Here is a 23250-nt window from a genome sequence, read left to right as displayed (position 1 = left end):
GGCATGATGTTCTCCGTGAACGAGACCCCCAGCACCGACCTGACCGACGACTCCTTGCCCGGAGTCAGCGTGGTGATGCCGGTGCTGAACGAAGAGCGCCACCTGCGTAACGCCGTCCGCCGGGTGCTCGACCAGCACTATCCGGGTCCGCTCGAGGTGGTGATGGCCGTCGGTCCGAGCTCCGACCGTACGGCCGAGATCGCGGCCGAGCTCGCCGCCCAGGACCACCGGTTGCGGGTGGTCGACAACCCGGCCGGACGTACGCCGCACGCCCTCAACACCGCGATCGCCGCGTCGCGCTACGACATCATCGTCCGGGTGGACGGCCACGGCGAACTGACCGACGGCTACATCGCGACAGCGGTGGCGCTGCTGGCCAGCACCGGCGCGGCCAACGTGGGCGGGGTGATGGACGCCCAGGGGGAGAGCGCCTTCGAGGAAGCTGTCGCGTGCGCGTACACGACCAGGCTGGGGATGGGCGGCTCCCGGTTCCATCTGGCGGACTCGCCGGCCGGCGAGGCTGACACGGTCTTCCTGGGTGTCTTCCGCAAGGACGCGTTGCTGGCGGTCGGCGGGTTCGACGAGACGATGCATCGCGCCCAGGACTGGGAGCTGAACTATCGGCTCCGGCAGGCGGGTCAGCTGATCTGGTTCTCGCCGGAGCTGAAGGTGACCTACCGGCCGCGTTCGTCGCTGCGTGCCCTGGCCGCGCAGATGTACGAGACCGGCAAGTGGCGCCGCGAGGTCGTCCGCCGGCATCCGGAGACCGCCGGACACCGCTACCTCGCTCCGCCGGTCGCGGTCCTCGGCATCGGCGGCGGCACCGCGGCCGGGCTGGTGGGGCTGCTGAGCCGGCGACACTGGCTGCGCGTCGGCTTCCTCGCCCCGCTGGGCTACCTCGCCTTGGTGGTCGCCGGGGCCGCGACCACGCCCAAGGAGATCAGCCCGGCCGCGCGCCGCTGGCTTCCGGTGGTCCTGGCCACGATGCACCTGTGCTGGGGGACCGGATTCCTGGTCGGCCTGCGAGATCGCCGGCCGACAATGCCGTCTTGATAGCAGCCGAGTCGGCGCTTTCCTCGGGGAGCGGAACGTCCTAGCGCACGACGGTCTGGCTTGATACTTTGTCTTGACATACTGCGGCACGGGTTCTGGCATCGAAGGAGAGCTATGAGGTCCGAGGTCCCCTTTCGCCCGGCCGCGCTGGAGGTGCTGACCTTTGGCCGCAGCGGGGTGGACATCTACCCGCACCAGATCGGGGTCGGGCTCGAGGATGTGGAGACCTTCGGCAAATATCTGGGCGGGACCACCGCCAACGTGGCGGTCGCCGCCGCCCGGCTGGGCCGACGAGCGGCCATCATCACCGGAGTCGGCGACGACCCGTTCGGCCGCTTCGTCCGCCGTGCGCTGCGCGACCTGGACGTCGACGACGCGCACGTGGTCGTCAACTCCGAGTACGCCACCCCGGTCACCTTCTGCGAGATCTTCCCGCCGGACAACTTCCCGCTGTGGTTCTATCGCAAGCCGAGTGCGCCCGACCTGCAGGTCCGCGTCGGCGACATCGACTTCGACGCTGTCCGTGGGACCGACCTGTTGTGGCTCTCGGTCAGCGGTCTCAGCGAGGAACCGAGCCGGTCGTCCCACTTCGCTGTGCTCGAGGCGCGGTCGCGCCAGCCGTACACCGTGCTCGACCTCGACTATCGCCCGATGTTCTGGGAGACGGCCGCCCACGCCGGTGAGCAGATCCGCACGGCGCTGCCGTTCGTGACGGTGGCGGTGGGCAACCGGGAGGAGTGCGAGGTCGCGGTGGGCGAGAGCGACCCGGAGCGTGCCGCCGATGCGCTGCTGGACGCCGGCGTCGAGCTCGCCGTGGTCAAGCAGGGCCCCAAGGGGGTGCTGGCCAAGACCCGTACCGAACGGGTGGAGTCACCGCCGATCGAGATCCAGCCGCTGAACGGACTGGGAGCGGGCGACAGCTTCGGCGGCTCGCTGGCCCATGGGCTGCTGGCCGGCTGGCCGCTGGCCAAGGTGCTGGCCAACGCCAACGCGGCCGGCGCCATCGTCGCCTCCCGGCTGGAGTGCTCCACCGCCATGCCCACCGAGCGTGAGATCGACCTGCTGCTCGCCGGTGGCGATCCCAATGCCGGCCGGACCGCATCGATGCAGCAGAGCCGATCATGAGCCGGCGATCGGACACCGGTACGGCCGAGGCGCCGGTCCCGTTCGCCACCGACATCGCCGAGCTCACCGAGATCCGGCTCCGCGAGCCGGGGCGGATCAAGAAGCTGCTCTCCTCTCGCCGGCGCAGACCGCTGGTCGGCCACGACGGGAGGCTGATGATCATCGCCTGCGACCATCCGGCGCGGGGGTCGCTGGCGGCCAGCGGACGTCCGAACGCCATGGCCAGCCGGACCGAGCTGCTGACCCGGCTGACCACGGCCCTGGCCCGCCCAGGGGTCGATGGCGTGCTCGCGACGGCCGACATTCTCGAGGACCTGGTGCTGCTCGGTGCGCTGGAGGACAAGATCATCTTCTCCTCGCTGAACCGCGGCGGGCTGCAGGGATCGTCCTTCGAGCTCGACGACCGGCTCACCGGCTTCGACGTGCAGGGCACGCTCGAGGCCGGCTGCGACGGCGCCAAGATGCTGACCCGGATCGACCTGGACGACCCGGCGACGGTACGCACGCTGGAGGCCTGCGGGCGCGCCATCAGCGAGCTGAACCGGGCCGAGCTGGTGGCCCTGGTCGAGCCGTTCCTCTGTCGCCGGGTCGACGGCACGGTGGTCAACGACCTGTCCACCGACGCCGTGATCAGATCCGTCCACATCGCCCAAGGGCTGGGCGCCTCCAGTGCCTACACCTGGTTGAAGCTGCCGGTGGTGCCGGAGATGGCACGGGTGATGGAGGCGACCACGTTGCCCACCCTGCTGCTCGGCGGCGACCCGGACGCCGGTGCTCCGGACGCGACCTACGCCGCCTGGGCCGCAGCGCTTGCGCTGCCCTCGGTCCGGGGCCTGGTGGTGGGGCGGGCCCTGCTCTATCCCGCCGACGATGACGTGGTCGGCGCCGTCGACACCGCCGTGGCGATGGTGCGCCCACGATGACCCGGCCCCGCTCGCCCTATTTCCTGCCGGCGGCGCCCGCTGGGCCGGACGGCATCGCCGTGGACGTCACTCCGGAGTCCGCCGGCTGGGGCTACTCCAGCCTGCGGGTGGTGAACCTGCCGGCCGGCGGCAGCCACCTGCTGCACACCGGACCGGACGAGATGCTCCTCGTGCCGCTGCAGGGGTCGGTCGACGTCGAGGTCGACGCCATCTCGATCGAGCTGGCTGGTCGCGCCGACGTCTTCGCCGGCCCGACCGACTTCGCCTATCTGCCGCTCGACTCACGCGCCGTGCTGCGCTCCGCTGGCGGCGGCCGGTTCGCGCTGGCCGGCGCCCGCACCACCGAGCGGCTGCCGGCGCGCCACGGGCCGGCCGGCGCGGTCCCGGTCGAGCTGCGCGGGGCGGGCCGGTGCAGCCGGTTGGTACGCAACTTCGCCACCCCGGAGGCCTTCGAGGCCGGCAAGATCATCGCCTGCGAAGTGATCACCCCGGCGGGCAACTGGTCGTCCTACCCGGCACACAAGCACGACCAGCAGAGCGCCACCGAGGCCGAGCTGGAGGAGATCTACTACTTCGAGATCGCCGCCGGCCCCGACGGCCAACCGGGCTTCGGCTTCCACCGAACATCCTCCTCGGGTGCCGAGATGGACGTCTTGGAGGAGGTCCACGACCGTGACACCGTGCTCGTCCCGCACGGCTGGCACGGTCCCTGCGTCGCCGGGCCGGGCTCGGACATGTACTACCTCAACGTGATGGCCGGCCCCGCCGACGAGCGGGCCTGGCTGATCCGTGACCATCCCGACCAGGGCTGGATCCGCAGCACCTGGGCCGACCAGCCGGTCGACCCGCGCCTCGTCTCGTCGCAGGAAGGCCACTGACATGGCAGCCAGCACCGTCCGCCTCACCGTCGCCCAGGCCACGGTGAGGTTCCTCGCCGCCCAGGTCACCGAGTCCGACGGGGTGGAGCAGAAGCTCTTCGCCGGCTGCCTGGGCATCTTCGGCCACGGCAACGTCGCCGGCGTGGGCCAGGCACTGCTGCAGGCCGAGCTGTCCGAGCCGGACGCGCTGCCGTACGTGCTGGGTCGCAACGAGCAGGCGATGGTGCACACCGCGGTGGCGTACGCCCGGATGAAGCGCCGGCGCCAGATCTGGGCCGTGACGACCAGCGTCGGCCCGGGTGCCACCAACATGGTCACCGGCGCCGCACTGGCCAACATCAACCGGCTGCCGGTGCTGCTGCTGCCGTCGGACACCTTCGCCGACCGCAGCGCGTCGCCGCTGCTGCAGGAGCTGGAGGCGCCGTATGCCGGTGACCTGAGCGTCAACGACTGCTTCCGCCCCGTCTCCAGCTATTTCGACCGGGTCTGGCGGCCGGAGCAGCTGCCTGCCGCGCTGCTGTCGGCGATGCGGGTGCTGACCGACCCGGTGGCGACCGGGGCCGTCACCATCTGCCTGCCGCAGGACGTCCAGGCGCAGGCGCACGACTGGCCCGAGGACCTCTTCGCGACGCGGGTCTGGCACCTGGCCCGGCCGCTGCCGGAGCCGGCAGCGCTCGCGGCGGCGGTGGCGGCGATCCGGGCCGCCGAGCGGCCGCTGGTCGTCGCCGGCGGCGGGGTCGGCTACTCCGGCGCCGAGGCCGCGCTGGCCGCGTTCTGCGCGGCGACCGGCATCCCGGTCGGACAGACCCAGGCAGGCAAGGGGTCGCTGGTCCACGACCACCCACAGTGCCTCGGTGCGATCGGATCGACCGGGACGACAGCGGCGAACGCGATCGCCCGGGAAGCCGACCTGGTGATCGGGGTCGGCACCCGCTACTCCGACTTCACCACCGCCAGCCGGACCGCCTTCGCCGCACCCGGCGTCCGTTTCGTCAACCTCAACGTCGCCGTGCTCGACTCGGTCAAGCAGTCGGGACTGAGCGTGGTGGCCGACGCCCGGGAAGGGCTGACGGCACTGACCGCGGCCTTGACCGGTTATCGGGTCGACGCGGACTACGCGAGCAGGGTGAGCGAGCTTCAGGCCGAGTGGGCTGCGGTGGTGGACGCCACGTACCACCCGGAGCCGGGCCTGACCGAGGCCGGGCTGCTCAGCCAGGGAGAGGTGATCGGCCTGGTGAACGAGCTGTCCGAGCCGTCCGACGTGGTGGTCTGCGCAGCCGGGTCGATGCCGGGCGATCTGCACAAGCTGTGGCGGACCCGCGACCCGCTGGGCTACCACGTGGAGTACGGCTACTCCTGCATGGGCTACGAGGTGGCCGGCGGACTCGGTGTGGCCATGGCCTGTCCTGACCGCGACGTGTTCGTGATGGTCGGTGACGGCTCCTATCTGATGATGGCCACCGAGCTGGCGACCGCCGTCCAGGAGGGCATCAAGATCATCACCGTGCTGGTGCAGAACCACGGCTTCGCCTCCATCGGGGCGCTGTCGGAGTCGCTGGGCTCGCAGCGTTTCGGCACCCGCTATCGGCGGCGCTCCGCCAGTGGCCGGTTGGACGGCGACTTCCTGCCGGTCGACCTGGCCGCCAACGCGGCCAGCCTGGGGGTGGACGTGATCAAGGTCGCCACCGCGGCCGAGTTCGCCGACGCGGTGAAGGTGGCCAAGGCAGCCGAGGTCAGCACCGTGATCTACGTCGAGACCGACCCGCTGGTGCACGCGCCCGACTCCGACGCCTGGTGGGACGTACCCGTGAGCGAGGTCTCCACGCTGTCATCCACCCAGGCCGCCCGGGCCGACTACGACCTCCACAAGGCGACGCAGCGGGCCTATCTGCGTCCGCCCGCAACTCGCTGACCTCGACCCCGCAACGGTGACCCCGGACCCCCTCAGGAGTGACGCAGTGCCCAAGATCCGCATCGGAACCGCCCCCGACTCGTGGGGCGTGTGGTTCCCCAGCGACCCGGCGCAGGTGCCGGCGGGCACCTTTCTCGCCGAGGTGGCCGAGGCCGGCTACGACGCGATCGAGCTCGGTCCGTACGGCTACCTGCCGACCGACCCCGGCGAGCTGCGCGAGGCGTTGGCCGAGCATGGGCTGTCGGTGCTGGCCGGCACCGTCTTCTCCCGGCTGCACCACCCCGACGCCTGGGACGCCACCTGGCAGCAGGTCACCGAGGTCGCCGCGCTGACCAGCGCGATGGGGGGCGAGCACATCGTGGTCATCCCCGGCATGTACCGCGATGAGAAGACCGGTGCCGAGCTCGAACCGTCCACCCTGACCGACGAGCAGTGGTCGCTGCTGACCCGACAGACCGACGAGCTCGGTCGTCGGATCGGCCAGGAGTACGGCTTGGCTGTGCAGTTCCACTCCCACGCCGAGAGCCACGTCGGCTACCAGTCCGAGATCGAGCGGTTCCTCGAGGCGACCAACCCCGACTACGTGAACCTGTGCCTGGACACCGGCCACGTCGCCTACTACGGCGGCGATCCGGTGGAGCTGATCACCACCTACCCCGAGCGGATCGGCTATGTGCACCTCAAGCAGGTGAACCCGGCGGTGATGGAGGTCGTCCGGGACCGCAACCTCGTCTGGCCAGAAGCCGTCCGGATGGGGGCGATGACCGAGCCGCCGCTGGGGGTGCCCGCCATGGCGCCGGTGCTGGAGGCGCTGGCCGGGCTGGACCGCGACATCGCCGGAATCATCGAGCACGACCTGTATCCGTGCGCGCCAGAGGTGCCGCTGCCGATCGCCCGGCGGACCAAGGCGTATCTGGCCGGCTGCAGCAGCGTCGCGATCGACATGGGTGTGGTGCGGTGACCGAGCTGCGCGTCGCCGTCCTCGGCGTCGGGGTGATGGGCAGCTACCACGTCGACGGGCTGAGCCGGCGCACCCGCGGGGCTCGCGTCACGGTCGTCAACGACTTCTCCGCCGACCGGGCCGCTGCGGTGGCAGCGACGGTGCCCGGGGCACGGGTGGTGGCGGACCCGGTGGAGGCGATCAACGCCGACGACGTCGACGCTGTGGTGATCGCCTCGCCCGGACCGGCCCACGAGGCGCAGGTGCTGGCCTGCCTGGACCGGGGGATCCCGGTGCTGTGCGAGAAGCCGCTGACCACCGAGATCGACAGCGCGTACGCGATCGTCGCCCGGGAGGCCACGCTCGGTCGCCAGCTGGTCCAGGTGGGCTTCATGCGCCGTTTCGACGCCGAGTACGTCGCGCTGCGCAAGCTCATCGCCGACGGCGGGGTCGGCACGCCGCTGCTGCTGCACTGCACCCATCGCAACCCCGCCGCACCGGGGCACTTCGACGCCGAGATGATGATCCGTGACTCGGTCGTGCACGAGGTCGACATCGCCAGGTTCCTGCTGGACTGCGAGATCACCACCGTCCAGGTGGTCCGGGGAAGGCCGACCAGCAAGGCGCCGGCCGGCTTCGACGACCCGATGATGGTGATCTTCGAGACCGACGCCGGTGCCCTGGTCACCGACGAGATCTTCGTCCGCACCGGCGTGGGCTATGAGGTCCGCACCGAGGTGGTGGGGGAGTCCGGCAGTGCCCTCATCGGTCTGGACACCAACCTCGTGGTGAAGTCGGCGGACGGGCGCTGCGGCTCTCCCATCGCCTCGGGCTTCGTCGAGCGCTTCGCGCGGGCGTACGACACCGAGCTGCAACGCTGGGTCGACGCCGCCCGTCACGGTGGCGTCGACGGACCGACAGCCTGGGACGGCTACGCAGCCGTGGCGGTCTGTGAGGCCGGCGTCCGCGCCGTCGCGACCGGCGAGAAGGTCACTGTCGAGATGGCCCTCCGACCGGTGACCGCTGCCCGCACCCCGTTGAGCCCGCTAGGAAAGTAGGACCCGATCATGGCGACCACGCTTCATCACTTCGCGAACGGCAGCTCGTTCGAGGGCAGCTCCACCCGCTTCGCCGACGTGACCGACCCAGCCACCGGCCAGGTCAGCGCTCGGCTCGCGCTGGCCACGCCAGCCGACGTCGATGCCGTGGTGGCGTCGGCGGTGGACGCGTTCCCGGCCTGGCGCGACACCTCGCTGGCCAAGCGCTCCCAGGTGCTGTTCGCCTTCCGCGAGCTGTTGAACCAGCGCAAGGACGAGCTGGCCGCGATCATCACCGCCGAGCACGGCAAGGTGCTCTCCGACGCGCTCGGTGAGGTGACCCGCGGCCAGGAGGTGGTGGAGTTCGCCTGCGGCATGCCGCACCTGCTCAAGGGTGGGTTCACCGAGAACGCCTCGACCGGTGTCGACGTGCACTCGGTCCGGCAGCCGCTGGGACCGGTGGTGATCATCTCGCCGTTCAACTTCCCCGCCATGGTGCCGATGTGGTTCTTCCCGATCGCCATCGCCGCCGGCAACACCGTGGTGCTGAAGCCGAGTGAGAAGGTGCCCACCGCCGCCTTGTGGATGGCCCGGCTGTGGCAGGAGGCCGGCCTGCCCGACGGTGTCTTCAATGTGGTGAACGGCGACAAGACCGCCGTCGACGCGCTGCTCACCCACCCCGACATCGCGTCGGTCTCGTTCGTCGGCTCGACCCCGATCGCCCGCCACGTGTACGAGACGGCCACCGCCCACGGCAAGCGGGTGCAGGCTCTCGGCGGCGCCAAGAACCACATGCTGGTGCTTCCCGACGCCGACCTCGACCTGGCCGCCGACCAGGCGGTCAACGCCGGCTACGGCTCGGCCGGCGAACGGTGCATGGCCATCTCGGCTGTCGTCGCCGTCGCCGACATCGCCGACGAGCTGGTCGGCAAGATCAGGGAACGAACGCTCACCCTGCGCACTGGGGACGGCCGCCGCGGCGCTGACATGGGTCCGCTGGTCACAGCCCAGGCGCGGGACCGGGTGCTGGGCTACGTCGACGCGGGCGAGGCCGCCGGTGCGACCGTGGTGGTGGATGGGCGGCGGGTACAGCCCGACAGCGACGGCCAGGGCTTCTTCGTCGGACCGACGCTGTTCGACCATGTCAGTCCCGACATGTCCATCTACACCGACGAGATCTTCGGCCCGGTGCTCGCGGTGCTCCGGGTCGACAGCTACGCCGACGGCGTCGCCTTGATCAACGCCAACCCGTACGGCAACGGGACCGCCATCTTCACCAACGACGGCGGCGCTGCCCGGCGCTTCGCCAACGAGATCCAGGTCGGGATGATCGGCGTCAATGTGCCGGTGCCGGTGCCGATGGCGTACTTCTCCTTCGGCGGCTGGAAGTCCTCGCTGTTCGGCGACACCCACGCTCACGGCACCGATGGCGTGCACTTCTTCACCCGGACCAAGGTGGTCACATCCCGCTGGCTCGACCCCAGCCACGGCGGACTGAACCTCGGGTTCCCGCAAAACTCCTGACGTCTCCGGCGCGACCGGGTCTCAGTCCCACTCGGCCCGCTCGGTGTCGGCGATGTGCTGCAGCCGAGCGCGGTCGTCGTCCGCGCCCACCACGACCACACTGGAGCCACCGGTGAGCAGCGGCGCCACCAGGGCGGCCACGGTGGTGGACCAGGGGTCGGCGGGGAGCACCAGCCGGCGTCGCCCCGGCGGCGGCAGCTCGACCGCGGCCAGCTGGGCCAGCGTGAGCTGACGCTGCGGGTCCTGCCAGGCCGGTGAGTCCTCGTCCGCCGGACCGCCCAGATAGCTGTCCGGCTGGCTGCGGACCTCGAGCGCGTAGTCCAGCACCGGGGCCGGCGGCGGCTCGGCGAACCCCAGCCCGAGCGGGTGCAGGGCACAGGCCACCAGCTGTGCGCCCGCGACCTGCGGTGCATCGTCGGGCAGCGGCCCGGGTCCGAGGACCTGGACCCGCGCGCCCGCCGGCGCCGGTCCGACTGCCACCACCGCACCGACCTGCCAGCAGGCGACCTGCCAGATCAGGGTGGTCCAGTGCCCGGGCGCCTCGGTGGCCAGTGACAGCGCCACCACGTCCCCGGGGTCGAGGTCCAGCTCGTCCAGCAACAGGTTGGCCGTCTTGTCGACCCAGTTGCCGAACGAGATCCCCGACAGCTCCGTGCGCTCGCCGGTGCCCAGGTCGTAGTAGGTCAGCAACGGCTCGGAACCGGTGCTGCGGACGCGGTGGCGCAGGGCGCCGAGGACGGAAGGAGACACGAACAGCAGCCTAGAGCGAACCCGGGCTGCCCGATCCCGGCTGCAGCGGGTGCACCACCACGTCCGCTGCGCGCTCGGCGGGGGTGACGACCAGCTCGGTCAGCACACCGTCGCTAACGGTGCCCTCGACCACCGTCTGCTGCGGGGCGTGCAACCGGAAGCTGCAGTCCCACTCCGCCGGCCAGGCCGGCAGCAGGTGCAGCGTCGGGCCGTCGGTCTGCAGCAGCATCTCCTGCAGCGCGATCGCCCCGCTGCCGCCGTGGTTGAAATCGGGGATCCAGTCGAAGCCGGGTCCCCAGAAGGTGGGGAACCGGCGGGGGGCATCGGCGAGCTTCTCGGCCACCATCGCGGTGGCTTCGGCGGTGAGGCCGAGGCGGGCGGCGAAGATCGGGTCCTGCTTCCAGCCCACCACCCCGTGCTGGAACTCCTCGTCGGCGCCGTGGCGGAAGGTGTCGATCGCCAGCTGCAGGTCGGGCCGGCCGACACCGTAGAGACCCCAGGGATAGACCGGGTACAGCTGCGGGAACTCGACGTTCTGGATCTTCGACCAGCGCTTCGCCGGTGCCACAGTGGTGCGGCCGGCCATCTCCCGCAGCCCCAGCGTCGGCACGGCGTCGGCCACCCGTCGCCAGCGCTGTCGTTGGTCGGCGGTCCCGAGGTCCTCGGGCAGCTGCAGCAGCCGGTCGGTGATCACCTGCAGCGCGGCGACCGTCGGGGCCGGGTCCAGCGCGTCCTTGTAGGTCTCCAGCGCGCTCCCGGGGAAGATCACCAGCTTGCCGTCGGCGTCCAGCTCGGTGCCGTGCTCCGCGGCGTGCCGGCGACGGTAGTGCTCGTCGAAGAAAGCCAGCGCGGCGGTGATCATCGGCAGGTACGGCGTCGGGTCGGCGCCGGTGTGGGCGTGCAGATCGAGCGCCATCAGCGCGAACTCGAACACCGTGTCGTACTGGTCGCGGCACCACTCGTTGCGGAGCAACCCGATCTCGTCCCCGGGGCGTGGGGCGATCCCGTATCGACCCCAGGTGAAGTCGTAGATGCTCAGGCAGGGCAGCCCGAAGTCCTCCATCTGCTCGGTGAAGCTGGCACCCGGGTGCCCGAACGCCACCCGGGTCCGCAGCTCGGCCCCGGGCAGCGCCCGCCGGTAGAACTCGAGCTGGGGGAGCAGCAGGTCGTAGTCACCGGCGGCCAGCATCGGGAAGTGCACCAGCCGCTGGTTCTGCGCCGTCGCCGAGGCGCCTCCCCAGGCGCGGAAGTCCGGGGTCCGGTCCGGCGACTGGTTCTGCGCGGTGACCTCCGGGTCGTAGGTGAACAACCCTCCGTTGAACTTGGTCGGGTGGGAGCCGCGGACGTTGCAGCCCAGGGTGTAGCGGAACACCTGGTAGTTGCGCCCCACCTGCCAGGCCACGTCGTCGGGACCCGACCCGGGGTTGACCTGGATGTGGCTGCGGCACCAGAACTGCTGCCACCACGCCGTGGTGGCAGCCCACGCGGCCGCCCGCTCGGGTGCACCGGTGGGGGCGGGCAGGGCTGCCTCCCAGTCGCCGGCATCGGGGTACGTCCCGGCGTGCAGCGTCAGCTCGACCTGGTGCGCGTCCGCGGGTGCGGCGACGTAGGACCAGGCGGTGAAGGGGGTGGCCTGGTGCACGCCGGTGGTCTGCTCACTGAACCGCAGCCCGGACCCGCTCAGCCGACCGCCGAAGACCCGGTCCCGCTGCGGGTTGACCAGCTCGTCGGCGTAGTCGGTGAGGTGCTGGACGCGGAGCACCTTGTCGAACAGCAGGTCATCGTTGGCGTTGCGGTGATACCAGACCAGCTGGTCGGGGTCGGCGCGGATGACGTCGGGCCAGGTGGTGACCTCGACGGTGTCGGGGCCGGAGCCCTGGAAGCTCAGGCAGGCCATCCGCTCGCCGGTGTCCAGCAACCGGGGGGCGGTCCGCCAGGACTCGTAGGCGCAGGTCAGCCCGGTGGCGCCGGTCGAGGTCACCTCGATGTGCACCACCGGCCGGTCGACCTCCACCCAGACCGTCAGTCGCAGCCGTTCCGCACCGCGGACCGCCTCGATCTCGATGTGGCCGGTGCGCAGCACCAGCTCCTGGCGGAAGCTGTCGTGCACCGCCAGCAGGTCGGAGTCGGTGCGGACCCGGAGCCGGCCCAGTTTGAGCATCTGGTTGTTCTCGTCGAAGCTGCCGGAGCGGTCGAGGTAGATCAGCAGATCGCCGTCGGCGCACCAGACGTTCAACCCGATGTCCCCGCCGCCGCAGGGCATCGACTCCGCAGCCGACGTGCTGGGTGAGGTCCAGCAGACGTTGTAGTCGTCGAGGGAGTCGAGCAGGGCGGTCGTCATGGCAGTCTCCAGCGGGAAGGGGCGTCAGTCGGTGACGAGCCGAGCGTGTCCGTGGCGGGCACCGAGGCTCAGCTGGTGGCTTCGGGCAGCCGGTAGAACGCGGTGGCGGTCCGGCCCAGGACCTGCTCGGCGACCTCGGGCCCGTACCCCCGCAGCACGGTCAGCAGGTGTGACCAGACCACGTCGTAGCCGCCGGCCAGCACGGAGACCGGCCAGTCGCTGCCGATCATCAGCCGCTGTGGACCGAACGCCTCCACGGCGACGTCGACCCACGGCCGCAGGTCCTCGGCGGTGTGGTCCCGCTGGTCGCCGACCGCCGGATAGAGACCCGACACCTTGGCGTAGACGTTGGGTTGTTCGGCTGCCCGGGTGATCAGGTCACGCCACGGCTGGTCGGTCGCCGTCTTGATCGGCGGCTTGGCCAGGTGGTCCACCACGATTCGCAGGCCGGGATAGCGGCCGGCCAAGGTGCTGGCGTGCTCCAGGTGCCGGGGCAGCACTCCGACCAGGTCGAACGGGACGTCGTGCTGCTCCAGCAGCCGCAGGCCCTCGTTGACGTCATCGCGGAGCAGCCAGTCTGGATCGGGCTGGTCGTGAATCAGGTTGCGGATGCCGACGAACTTCGGTCGGCGGCGCAGCTGGGCCAACCGGGCGGCGGCCTCCTCGGGCCGCTCCAACGGCACGTAGCCGACGACGCCGAGGATCTCGGGGTGATCGTCGGCGATGTCGAACATGGCCTCGGTGTCGGCGTCATTGTCGGCCGCCTGGACCAGCACCGTGCCGTCCACTTGGTTGCGGACCAGATGGCCGACCAGGTCGTCGAAGTCATAGCGGCGGTAGAGCTCTGCGTCGGCCGGCGAGAGCCACGGGTAGTCGACCTGGGACGGGTCCCAGAAGTGCTGATGGGCGTCCACCACCCGCGCTGGTGCATCGACGGTGACCGGTCGGGAGGTGTCGCTCACGCTGGCTGACCGAACTTGTTCACGAGATGTTGCCCACCTTGTTGACGAGACAGCTGGATGAGCACCGAGACCGCCGTTTCACGCTGGTCGGTGACCACCACTTGAGGTCCGAGCAGCGTAGCGGAGGGCAAACGTTTGCTCAATGGCGGGGATTTTCCCGGTCGGCTGAGGTCGGCACGGGCCGGCGCTGAGGGCCGTCGGGGCGCACGCCGGCGGGCGAGCCGTTAGCATCGCCAGCGTGGCGCGGCTCGTGGATGTGGCAGAGGCAGCCGGGGTGTCGGTCGGACTGGTCTCCCGGGTGCTGAATGACGCCCCGGCCACGCGGGCGACCCCGGAGACGCGGCAGCGGATCGTCCAGGCGGCGGCGGACCTCGGCTACCGGCCGCACTACGCGGCGCGAGCGTTGAAGTTCGCCCGCACCAACACCATCGGCCTGGTGGTGCCCGACCTCACCAACGCACTGTTCACCGAACTGCTGCGCGGGGTGGAGGACGGTGCGCAGGAGTTCGACTACACGGTGCTGCTGGGGCGGGCCGAGTCGATGACGGACTCCAAGCAGCTCTCCCGGCTCCTGGACGAGGGCAGGGTCGACGGCTTCCTGCTGCAGGCCCGAGACGACGAGACGACCCAGGGACTGATGCGGCTGGTCGGTGATGCGCCGGTGGTGCTGATCCACACCCGGATCGAGGGCCGGCCCGGCAGCGTGATGATCGACGACCAGGCGGCGGCCCGGACGGCGACGCAGTTCCTGATCGACGCCGGCCACGAGCGGATCGCCCTGGTCAACGGTCTGCGGGCGTCCAGCACCGCCCGGGAGCGCGAGCAGGGCTATCGGCAGGCGATGGCTGCAGCCGGACTCAAGGTCACCGCCGGCCAGGTCACGCACGCCGGCTACCAGGTGGACAGCGCACCGCCGGCCCTGGAGCAGCTGCTGAGCCGACGCAGGCCGCCGACCGGTCTGGTGGTGGCCAACGTCAACGCCGCCTTCGGGGTGCTGACCCATGCCCGGGCTCTCGGTCTCGACGTCCCGGCCGATCTCTCGGTGATCGGGATCCACGACGTCTGGACCGCCGATCACACCTGGCCCCCGCTGACCACAGTGCACACGCCGCTGCATCCCCTCGGGCTGCAGGGGGTCAGGGCCCTGCACGAGCGGCTGAACGGCGCCCCCCGCGCCGACCTGGTGATCAGCGACGTCGGGGTCGAGGTGGTCGTCCGGGCGTCGGTGTCGGCACCGCGCTGACCGATGCGGTTCGCTGCTGACCTAGGGTTCCAGCGGTCCGGGATGATCAGATCACCGAGGGTGGAGCCCGGACCAGAGATGGCCGGCGCAACGAGGCGAGGAGAGGACAGACAGATGATCATCGTGATCACCGACTGCGACCATGACGCGGTCGACATCGAGCGAGAGGTCGCAGCCGAGCGAGACGGCAGCCTCACGCTGGCACAGTGCCGGACCGAGGAGGACGTGATCGCTGCGGCAGCGGAGGCCGACGCGATCATCGTCCAGTACGCCCCGATCACCGAGCGGGTGCTGGCCGCGCTGCCCCAGCTCAAGGCGGTCGGCCGCTACGGTGTCGGCGTCGACACCGTCGACGTGGCGGCCGCCACCCGGCACGGGGTCGCGGTCTGCAACGTGCCCGACTACGGCACCGAGGACGTCAGCGACCACGCCATCGCCTTGGCACTGAGCCTGGCCCGCGGGCTGCCACAGCTGGACCGCAACCTGCGGCGCGGCAGCATCGACCTGACACCGGTGCGGCCGATCCACCGGTTCAACACCCGCACCTTCGGGGTGGTCGGCCTCGGCCGCATCGGTCGGGCGACCGGGCGCAAGGCGGCCGGAGTCGGCTATCGGGTGATCGGCTTCGACCTGCAGGTCGAGCCGGGGGAGGTGACCGAGGAGGGAATCGAGGTGGTCAGCTTCGACGACGTGGTGACCGGCAGCGACGTGATCTCCCTGCACGTGCCGTTGTCTGAGGGGACCCACCACCTGATCAACGACGACGTGCTGGCCCGGGTTCGGCCGCACTCGATCCTGGTCAACACCTGCCGGGGCGGGGTGGCCGACACCGACGCCGTCCTGCGCGCACTTCGTGACGGCCGGCTGGCCGGCGCCGGGCTCGACGTGCTGGAGGTCGAGCCGCTCGAGGTCGATCACCCGATCGCCGCGCAGGAGAACGTGATCTTCACCCCGCACGCCGCCTGGCACAGTGAGGAGTCCTACGGCGAGCTGAAGCGCCGGGTGACCGAGAACGTCTGCGACGTGGTCGCCGGCCGGAAGCCTCGCAACGTGCTCAACCCCGAGGTGCTCCGGTGAGATCGACCATGCGCGCCGCGGTGTGGACCGGGCCGGACACGATCGAGCTGACGGAGCTGGCCGTGCCGGAGCCGGCCGACGGATGGGCGCTGGTGCGGACCGAGCTGACCGGGCTGTGTGGCACGGACTTCTCCATCCTGCACGGGTCCCACCCCCGGGCCGCCGCACCGCTGGTGATGGGGCACGAGATGGTCGGCAGGGTCGAGGTGGCGGCCGCAGCCGGCCCGGCCGTCGGCCGCCGGGTGGTGGTCGAGCCGCTGATCAGCTGCGGCGAGTGCTGGCCCTGCACCCACGGCGCTGCGCACGTATGTCAGCGGCTGATGTTGTACGGCATCGACCGGCCGGGATCGCTGGCCGAGTTCGTGGCCCTGCCGGCCAGCGCCCTGATCCCGATCGATGACCGCGTTCCGGTCCGCGAGGCGGCGCTGGCCGAGCCGCTGGCGGTGGCCGTGCACGCGATCGGCCAGGCGGAGGGCAGCGGGGCGGTCCTGGCCGACTCCGCCGTGGTGGTGTTCGGGGCAGGTCCGATCGGTGTGCTGACCGCGCTGATGGCCCGCCAGCATGGCGCGCCCCGGGTCCTCGTCATCGAGCCGAGCCCACAACGCTGTGCGGTCGCCCGCTCGCTGGGCTTCGACGTGGCCGAACCCGGCTCCGACCCGGTCGAGGCTGTCGACGCCTGGACCGACGGGGTGGGTGCCGACGTCGTCTTCGACTCCGCCGCCCATCCTGGCGTCGCGGCGGTGCTGCCGCGGGTGTGTCGGATCCGCGGCCTGGTCGTGTTCGTCGGGGTCTACAAGCGGCCCACCGAGGTCGACCTGCAGGCCTTGACCTTCCGCGAGCTGCGTACGGTCGGGGTCCGGGTCTATACCCGCACCGACGTGGAGCGGGCGGTCGCGCTGATCGAGGCGGACGCGCTCGGGCTCGGTCGGCTGCCGACTGAGGTGTTCGCGCTGGAGCAGACCTCGGCGGCCTTCGACGCCGCGATGGCGGGCAGCGCCACGTTGAAGGTGCTGGTCAGCTCGACGGCCGAGGAGGTGGACCGGTGACCGCGGCCGACCCGTTCTCCCTGCACGGTCGTCGCGCGGTGGTCACCGGTGCCTCCAAGGGCATCGGGCTGGCCATCGCCTCGGGGCTGGTCCGCGCCGGTGCCGACGTCATCGGGCTGCAGCGCAGCGACGTACCGGCCGAGCTGCACGAGCTGGCCTCGGCCCACGGGGTGCAGGTCGGCTCCGTCGGCGTCGACCTGTCAGACGAAGCCTCCATCGACAAGGCGGTGGCCGAGTGCCTGGCCATCGGCGAGGTCGACATCCTGGTCAACAACGCCGGCACGCAGATCCGGCACGACTCGGTCGAGTTCCCGCTGGCCGACTTCGACCAGGTGATGGCGGTGAACACGCGGGCGGTCTTCCAGCTCTGCCAGGGATTCGCGCCGGCGATGCTCGAGCGCGGCTGGGGCCGGATCGTCAACCTGGCCTCGTTGCTGAGCTTCCAGGGCGGGCTCCGGGTGCCGGCGTACGCCGCCTCGAAGGGTGCGGTGGCCCAGCTGACCAAGGCGCTGTGCAACGAGTGGGCCGGACGGGGGGTCTGCGTCAACGCCGTCGCTCCCGGCTACATCGCCACCGACATGAACGAGGCGCTGATCGCCGACACCGCCCGCAACGAGCAGATCACCGTACGCATCCCGGCCGGGCGCTGGGGCAACGCCGACGACCTGGCCGGTGCGGTGACCTTCTTGTCGTCGGAGGCGGCCGGCTACGTGCACGGCGTGGTGCTCCCCGTGGACGGCGGCTGGCTGGCCCGCTGACGCTACGCTACGAGCCATGCGCTACGTGGTGATCATGGCCGGCGGTTCGGGCAAGCGGCTGTGGCCCCTGTCCCGGCAGGACATGCCCAAGCAGCTGCTCAACGTGGTGGGTGGCAAGAGCTTGCTGCGGATCGCGTACGAGCGCCTCGGTGACCTGGTGCCCGCCGACCAGGTCCTGGTCTGCACCGGCGCGGACTACGCCGACGTGGTGGCGCGCGAGCTGCCCGAGCTGCCCGCCTCCTCGATCCTGGGCGAGCCGGAGGGTCGCGACTCGCTGAACGCGGTGGCCTGGACGGCAGCGGTGCTGGCGGAGCGCGACCCGGACGCGGTGGTCGCCGTGGTCGCCGCCGACCAGGTGATCCACCCGGTGGCGAGCTTCCAGCTGGCGCTGCAGCAGGGGTTCGCCGTCGCCGAGGAGGACCCGACTGCGCTGGTCACCTTCGGCGTCGTACCGACCACCCCGCACACCGGCTACGGCTATCTGGAGCGGGGCGACAACCTGCCCGAGCGGCCAGATGTCAGCCACGTCCGAGCGTTCAGGGAGAAGCCCGACCGCGAGACCGCCGAGGCCTATCTGCGGACCGGAAACTACTGGTGGAACTCGGGCATGTTCGTCTGGCGGGCCCAGACGCTGCTGGAACAGCTGGAGATCCTGCTGCCGCAGACGCACGCGAGGGTCACCCGGCTCGCCCGGGAGCCGGAGCTGCTGACCACGCTCTATCCGCAGCTGGCGAAGATCAGCGTCGACTATGCGGTGATGGAACCGGTCTCCCAGGGCCAGGGCACCGCCCACGTGGTCGCGGTCCGACTGCCGATCTCCTGGCACGACGTCGGTGGCTTCGCCGCTCTCAGCGAGCAGCTGCCCCACGATGACCACGGCAACGCCACCTCCGGGGTCAGCGTCCTGGTCGATGCCCGGGACAACCTGGTCATCAACCAGGCCGAGGACGGCCGGCTGGTGGCGGTGGTGGGACTGAGCGACACCGTGATCGTGCAGACCCCGCAGATCACCCTGGTCTGCCCGATGGCGGACGCGGAGCGGATCAAGGAGCTCGTCGCCCAGGTGACCGAGCAGCTCGGTCGCACGTACGCCTGACCCAGGAGCGAGCCGCCGAGGACAGCCCACATGGGCCCCGGCTCAGGCGCCGTTCGGCTCCGGCGACGCGGTGTAGGGGTAGGCAGCCATGAAGTCCTTGATCGCGGCACCGCTGACCTGGGCGCAGGCCTGGCGGATGCCCTTCTGCAGCGTGGTGTTCGTCGGATCCGCCGGATCGGCGTACCAGTGGGTCAGCACCACGTTCTTGCCTTCGGGGAAGCCGGCGCCGTCGGCCTCGCTCCAGGGGGCGGCGATGAACTTGTCCTTGGTGTAGTCGTCATCGGCGAAGGTCTTGGAGATCTGCTCCAGCACCTTCGTCTCGTCCTCGGCCATCGTGTCGCGATACCAGGCGACGGTGTAGCCGTGCTCGAGGTTGTGCACCAGCGTCTCCACCGCCGGGCGGTCCGCCATCGTGTAGAACCGCTTGGTGAACGGGGCCGGGCCGGCGTAGTGCGCGCCCGAGTCCGGCGGCACCTGGGCGTACTGCACCGTGGTCCCGTCGGGTACGTGCTCCTGGTTGCCGGTGGCCGGGTTCTCCGCGACCGGGTCGCAGCCCGCCGCGGCGACGCTGGTACCCAGCTCGTCGAGGGTGGCCGACTTCAGTCGGTAGTCGTCGACGAAGAGATAGATCGGATAAGCCAGCAGCGCAAGGGCCAGCACGAGGCAGATGGCCAGCAGCCCCCCGGTGCGTCGGCGCTGCTCCCGCTTGCGGGCGGCCTCGAACGAGGCCAGCTTGTCGCGGCGACTTCCGCCGGACTCGACGACCTTCTTCGGATTGGACTTGGCCACCGGTGTTGTCTCCTGTTGCGAGTTGTTCCTGAGCAGAGCAGCGGCCACGCCCGCATTCACACTCCGGCGGACCGCACGCACGTCCCAACGGACGAGCCAGCGGAGTCTATCCCGCGGCGCCACATCTCTCGGCTCTCGTCAGCCCAGCCGGTCGTCCCTCGGCTGTGCGGGCGGTCTCAGCGCAGCGCCACCGCGAGCATCGCTCGGACGAGGTCCTCGCTCGGGCCGGTGACGCCGAGCCGGCCGACGACGTCGTCGCACAGCTGGTCCGGTGGCAGGGCGATCACCGCGTCGTACGCCGCGCCGCAGCCGCCGGCCTCCAGCAGCGCCTCGACCACCGCCTCCCGCGCGCCCCGCCGGAACATGTCCTCAGCCGGCGTCCGGACCAGCTCCGCCGCCCGGGTGTCCGGCCCGGTCACGGCGTCGTCATCGAGGACGTGCTCGGCCAGCCCACGCAGCAGCGCCACCGGCCGGCCGGCCAGCTTCGCCTTGGCCAGATCGGCTGCGGCGGCCACCTCATCGGCGATCGCGATGGCGGTCACCTGCAGCTCGTTGCCGTACTCGTCGATGCGGCCGTCGTAGCGCTGGATCACCCGCAGCCCCGCAGACCCGATCGCGTGGTCGGTCTGGCCGATCCGCCAGGCCCGCCCGGCGGTGTCGGACACCACAACGCCGAGGCGGACGCCGAAGCGGTCACCGAGACCGGCCCGGATCCTCGCCGCGCTGGCGTCGGGGTCCTCGGGCAACAGCAAGATGGTGCCGGCGGTGACATTGGAGTTGTCCACCCCGGCCGCGGCGATGGTCAGCCCCAAGGGGGTACGGACGATCCGGGTGGCGCCGCGGCGGGCCACCGTCTCGATCGCAGCCTCGGTGATCCGGTCCTCCCGCTCGGATGCGTCGACCTGCCGGCCCTCGGCCTTGCTGAGAATCTTCGACGTCACGACCACGATGTCGCCGTCCAGCACGCCGCCGTCGGCGGCGAGGGCGTCGCCGATCACGTCGACCAGGTCGTCCCCGGCGTGGACCTCACCGATGCCGGCGGGTGCGGTGATGGTGATCACGCCGAACGGTCCTGGCCGGTCTGGTGCCGCTGGTCGAGATCTCGCCGTTCGGTCACCGCGGCGACCGCCGCGGTCACGAACGTGGCGGTGCGGTGCGGGTCGGACATGATCAGGTCGTCGGCGTGCGCCAGCAGCCCCGCGGCGGCCAGATCGGGCAGCGAGGAGGCGTCGGCGTGGTCCACCACCCAGCCGTCCAGCACTCCCTGGTGCGAGCGGGCGCCGTAGTGCAGCCCGACCGCCGCGGCGTCCACGGCCACCCCGATCATCGGCAGCAGCCGGTGCGCCATTCCCAGCACCGGGGCACCCCCGAGGATGCCGGCGAAGCCGATCACCGGTGCGGCAGCCGCCCGTACCGCCTCGCGCATCCCCGGTACGGCCAGAATCGGTCCGATCGAGACGACCGGGTTGCTCGGCGCGATCAGGACGAGGTCCGCGGCGGCCAGCGCAGCGACGGCGGTGGGGGAGGGGCGTGCCTGCTCGATCCCGACCCGGACCATGTCCAGCGCCTGGGGTCCGGCGTGCAGCCGGACCCAGTACTCCTGGAAGTGCACCGCCCGCCGCCCGGCCGGCCCGTCGTCGGGGATCACGATGTGGGTCTCCACCCGGTCGTCGCTCATCGGCACCAGATGCAGCCGGGGTTGGTCGGCCAGCCAGCGGGTGGTCAGGGCTGTGGTGACCTCCGAGAGCGGATAGCCGGCGTCGAGCATCTGGGTCCGGACCAGGTGGGTGGCGATGTCGAGGTCGCCCAGGCCGAACCAGGACGGCTCCACGCCGTAGGCGGCGAGCTCGTCCTTGATCCGCCAGGTCTCCTCCGCGCGGCCCCAGCCCCGGACCAGGTCGGAGGCGCCGCCGAGGGTGTACATCATGGTGTCCAGGTCGGGGCAGACCCGCAGTCCATGGATGGTGAGGTCGTCGGCGGTGTTGACCACCACCGTGATCTCGGCTTCCGGGTACGCGGCGCGGACCCCCGAGACGAACCTGGACCCACCGACTCCACCGGCCAACACCACGATCTGCACCGGCCCAGTGTTCCAGACCCGCAACCGGGGGCGGTACCTCGCTAGGGTGGAGACTGCGCTGCGGCAGCGTGGACGGTGAAGCGAGGAGAGAACGACAGTGGTCGAGAATCTGAAGAAGTTTCGCGAGACGGCGGCCTTCGTGCTGCTGGGCGCGCTGGCGCTGCGAGTGCTGATGGCGTTGGTGAGCCTCTTTGTGCTGGCCAGCGACGAACGGCTCGACTCCTTCGCGGCGGCAGCGGACAGCACCGCCGGTCGGTTCCTCGACCCGTTGCTCTCGGTGGTGCTGCTGGCTGTGGTCGGTTCCTGCGTGCTGTGGGAGCGGACGTCCCGGGCCCGCTCGCTCACCCTCTATGCCGCCATCGTGGTGGCCACCTCGGTGCTGCTCGCCTTTCTGACCCAGCTGATCGGTCTGGCCTCGCCGTTCGGCAGCAACCGAGTGGCCGACTTCTTCATCTTCTTGGCCACGCTGGCCGTTCCGGTGCTGGTCGTTGTGGTGCTGTTCCGGCTGCTGGCCGGTCAGCCCGCGCCGGCCCGGCAGCAGTCGCTGCCCGCCGGCCAGGGCGGCTACCCGCAGCCGGGGTACGACCCCCGCCAGGGCGCTGCCCAGCAGCAGCCGACCTGGCAGCCCGACCAGGCTGCCGGCGCTTCCTGGAACACCGCCGGCGACGCCGCGTCCGGTGCTCCGGCCTCGGGCTGGGGCACCCCGGGTCAGCCCGGTGGCTGGCAGCCGCAACAGCCTGGCTACCAGCCGCAGCCCCCGCAGGGCCAGCCGGGCCAGCCGGGCCAGTACGGCCAGCCCGCGTACGGTCAGCCCGGCCAGAGCGCCCCGTACGGCCAGCCGCAGGCCCCGTACGGCCAGCCCCAGCCCGGTTCGCAGGCCTCCGGCTGGTCCGCGGCGTCGGCCGCCTCGGCGCCGCGCTACGAGCAGACGGGTCCGATCCCGACCGAGGACCCGGAGGCCGCCATGACGACCCGGGTGGTGCCGGCGCAGGACGATCCGAACGGTCCCGTACGCCCGAGCGGAGCCCACGCGGTGACGGGCGACGAGCAGGACACCCCGCAGCAGCCGCAGCCCCCGGCCGGGGACGACCCGAACCGTCAGGGCGGCGACTGGTGGAGCCCCGGCCGCTCCTGACCCGAGCGGGCGGTCCGAGGCGCCGGAGGCGGGTCCGAGGGACTCGCCCGGTGGGCTTCGGGTGCGCACCCCAATATCAGGTCAGCACTTGACTTTCGGGTATTGACGGGCATGTAATTCCACATATGTTATTCGCCGATGGGCGGGGCAGGGACGAACACCGGACCTGCCCCGGCCGTCGAGCCGCGGACAACAGAGCTGCTGTGTAGCACGGACCCGCGAAGTCCCGACCACGGTGGCGAGCTATGCACATTCGGGTCGAGGAGGCGCGGCACATGCACGAACTAATGGACTTCGACGACGAAGGTGCCCTCAGCTGGCAAGAACGCGCGCTCTGCGCGCAGACCGACCCCGAGGCCTTCTTCCCCGAGAAGGGCGGATCGACTCGGGAGGCCAAGAAGGTCTGCCTGTCCTGCGACGTACGCGGGCACTGCCTGGAGTACGCCTTGGCGCACGACGAGCGGTTCGGCATCTGGGGTGGGCTGAGCGAGCGGGAGCGGCGCAAGCTCAAGAAACGGGCTGTCTGACCAGCTCGTCGGCATGTTCGGACCATCGGGGGTGGTTCGGGCCGGCCACATCGC

The 23250-nt window shown here is 71.1% G+C and carries 21 protein-coding genes; 15 read left to right on the top strand and 6 right to left on the bottom strand.

Features of this window, described 5'->3' with window-relative positions:
* The first annotated feature begins 75 nt into the window (after positions 1-75).
* The 8 genes from AC1XX3_RS01995 (at position 76) to AC1XX3_RS01960 (ending at position 9392) form a co-directional block, all read left to right on the top strand.
* On the top strand, positions 76-1053 hold the full coding sequence (locus tag AC1XX3_RS01995; protein WP_483320198.1) for a glycosyltransferase family 2 protein: 978 nt from the start codon (positions 76-78) through the stop codon (positions 1051-1053).
* Positions 1054-1167: 114 nt separating this feature from the next.
* Positions 1168-2178: a 5-dehydro-2-deoxygluconokinase gene (iolC, locus tag AC1XX3_RS01990; RefSeq protein WP_483319396.1), complete on the top strand. Its 1011-nt coding sequence runs from the start codon at positions 1168-1170 to the stop codon at positions 2176-2178.
* Positions 2175-3101 carry a Cgl0159 family (beta/alpha)8-fold protein gene (locus tag AC1XX3_RS01985; protein ID WP_483319395.1) on the top strand — a complete coding sequence of 309 codons (927 nt, stop codon included), beginning with the start codon at positions 2175-2177 and terminating at the stop codon, positions 3099-3101. Before iolC ends, AC1XX3_RS01985 begins: the two co-directional genes overlap by 4 nt.
* Positions 3098-3979 (top strand): 5-deoxy-glucuronate isomerase, encoded by an 882-nt coding sequence (iolB, locus tag AC1XX3_RS01980; RefSeq protein ID WP_483319394.1) that lies wholly within the window; start codon positions 3098-3100, stop codon positions 3977-3979. The genes AC1XX3_RS01985 and iolB overlap by 4 nt, the downstream gene beginning before the upstream one ends.
* Position 3980: 1 nt before the next feature.
* Positions 3981-5891 (top strand): 3D-(3,5/4)-trihydroxycyclohexane-1,2-dione acylhydrolase (decyclizing), encoded by a 1911-nt coding sequence (iolD, locus tag AC1XX3_RS01975; protein WP_483319393.1) that lies wholly within the window; start codon positions 3981-3983, stop codon positions 5889-5891.
* Positions 5892-5937: 46 nt separating this feature from the next.
* On the top strand, positions 5938-6852 hold the full coding sequence (locus AC1XX3_RS01970; RefSeq protein ID WP_483319392.1) for a TIM barrel protein: 915 nt from the start codon (positions 5938-5940) through the stop codon (positions 6850-6852).
* Complete coding sequence (locus tag AC1XX3_RS01965; RefSeq protein WP_483319391.1) at positions 6849-7889, top strand: Gfo/Idh/MocA family protein; 1041 nt, start codon at positions 6849-6851, stop codon at positions 7887-7889. Before AC1XX3_RS01970 ends, AC1XX3_RS01965 begins: the two co-directional genes overlap by 4 nt.
* A 9-nt stretch (positions 7890-7898) precedes the next feature.
* Complete coding sequence (locus tag AC1XX3_RS01960) at positions 7899-9392, top strand: CoA-acylating methylmalonate-semialdehyde dehydrogenase (protein ID WP_483319390.1); 1494 nt, start codon at positions 7899-7901, stop codon at positions 9390-9392.
* A gap of 21 nt (positions 9393-9413) precedes the next feature.
* Here AC1XX3_RS01960 and AC1XX3_RS01955 read toward each other — a convergent pair whose 3' ends face one another.
* From AC1XX3_RS01955 to AC1XX3_RS01945, 3 genes are all read right to left on the bottom strand, one after another.
* Entirely contained in the window at positions 9414-10142 is a 729-nt protein-coding gene (locus AC1XX3_RS01955; protein WP_483319389.1) for a TIGR03089 family protein, read from the bottom strand.
* Between the two features lie 10 nt (positions 10143-10152).
* Positions 10153-12483 carry a DUF5703 domain-containing protein gene (locus AC1XX3_RS01950; protein WP_483319388.1) on the bottom strand — a complete coding sequence of 777 codons (2331 nt, stop codon included), beginning with the start codon at positions 12481-12483 and terminating at the stop codon, positions 10153-10155.
* A 68-nt stretch (positions 12484-12551) separates the two neighbouring features.
* On the bottom strand, positions 12552-13445 hold the full coding sequence (locus AC1XX3_RS01945; RefSeq protein WP_483319387.1) for an amidohydrolase family protein: 894 nt from the start codon (positions 13443-13445) through the stop codon (positions 12552-12554).
* Positions 13446-13683: 238 nt separating this feature from the next.
* On the opposite strand from AC1XX3_RS01945, the gene AC1XX3_RS01940 reads away from it, so the two are divergent.
* The 5 genes from AC1XX3_RS01940 to AC1XX3_RS01920 all read left to right on the top strand — a co-directional run bounded on the left by AC1XX3_RS01940 (position 13684) and on the right by AC1XX3_RS01920 (position 18665).
* Complete coding sequence (locus AC1XX3_RS01940; protein ID WP_483319386.1) at positions 13684-14688, top strand: LacI family DNA-binding transcriptional regulator; 1005 nt, start codon at positions 13684-13686, stop codon at positions 14686-14688.
* Between the two features lie 114 nt (positions 14689-14802).
* Positions 14803-15765 (top strand): C-terminal binding protein, encoded by a 963-nt coding sequence (locus AC1XX3_RS01935; protein ID WP_483319385.1) that lies wholly within the window; start codon positions 14803-14805, stop codon positions 15763-15765.
* A complete protein-coding gene (locus AC1XX3_RS01930; protein WP_483319384.1) occupies positions 15762-16811 on the top strand; it encodes a zinc-dependent alcohol dehydrogenase in 1050 nt (349 codons plus the stop codon). Before AC1XX3_RS01935 ends, AC1XX3_RS01930 begins: the two co-directional genes overlap by 4 nt.
* On the top strand, positions 16808-17569 hold the full coding sequence (locus AC1XX3_RS01925) for an SDR family oxidoreductase (protein ID WP_483319383.1): 762 nt from the start codon (positions 16808-16810) through the stop codon (positions 17567-17569). The genes AC1XX3_RS01930 and AC1XX3_RS01925 overlap by 4 nt, the downstream gene beginning before the upstream one ends.
* Positions 17570-17585: 16 nt before the next feature.
* Complete coding sequence (locus AC1XX3_RS01920) at positions 17586-18665, top strand: mannose-1-phosphate guanylyltransferase (RefSeq protein WP_483319382.1); 1080 nt, start codon at positions 17586-17588, stop codon at positions 18663-18665.
* Positions 18666-18707: 42 nt separating this feature from the next.
* Here the strand turns inward: AC1XX3_RS01920 and AC1XX3_RS01915 are convergent, their stop codons facing one another.
* The 3 genes from AC1XX3_RS01915 to cofD all read right to left on the bottom strand — a co-directional run bounded on the left by AC1XX3_RS01915 (position 18708) and on the right by cofD (position 21534).
* Positions 18708-19454: a DUF3105 domain-containing protein gene (locus AC1XX3_RS01915; protein ID WP_483319381.1), complete on the bottom strand. Its 747-nt coding sequence runs from the start codon at positions 19452-19454 to the stop codon at positions 18708-18710.
* A 176-nt stretch (positions 19455-19630) separates the two neighbouring features.
* On the bottom strand, positions 19631-20515 hold the full coding sequence (gene cofE / locus AC1XX3_RS01910; protein WP_483319380.1) for a coenzyme F420-0:L-glutamate ligase: 885 nt from the start codon (positions 20513-20515) through the stop codon (positions 19631-19633).
* Positions 20512-21534 carry a 2-phospho-L-lactate transferase gene (gene cofD / locus AC1XX3_RS01905; protein ID WP_483319379.1) on the bottom strand — a complete coding sequence of 341 codons (1023 nt, stop codon included), beginning with the start codon at positions 21532-21534 and terminating at the stop codon, positions 20512-20514. The genes cofE and cofD overlap by 4 nt, the downstream gene beginning before the upstream one ends.
* Before the next feature lie 97 nt (positions 21535-21631).
* Between cofD and AC1XX3_RS01900 the strand changes: the two genes are divergently transcribed.
* Positions 21632-22669 carry a hypothetical protein gene (locus AC1XX3_RS01900; protein WP_483319378.1) on the top strand — a complete coding sequence of 346 codons (1038 nt, stop codon included), beginning with the start codon at positions 21632-21634 and terminating at the stop codon, positions 22667-22669.
* A 275-nt stretch (positions 22670-22944) separates the two neighbouring features.
* A complete protein-coding gene (locus tag AC1XX3_RS01895) occupies positions 22945-23196 on the top strand; it encodes a WhiB family transcriptional regulator (protein ID WP_483319377.1) in 252 nt (83 codons plus the stop codon).
* The last annotated feature ends 54 nt before the right edge of the window (positions 23197-23250 follow it).

The sequence above is a fragment of the Microlunatus sp. M237 genome (genome assembly GCF_056896895.1).
Note: the sequence above shows the minus strand (reverse complement) of the source record. Positions and strands in the feature narration are given on the sequence as shown.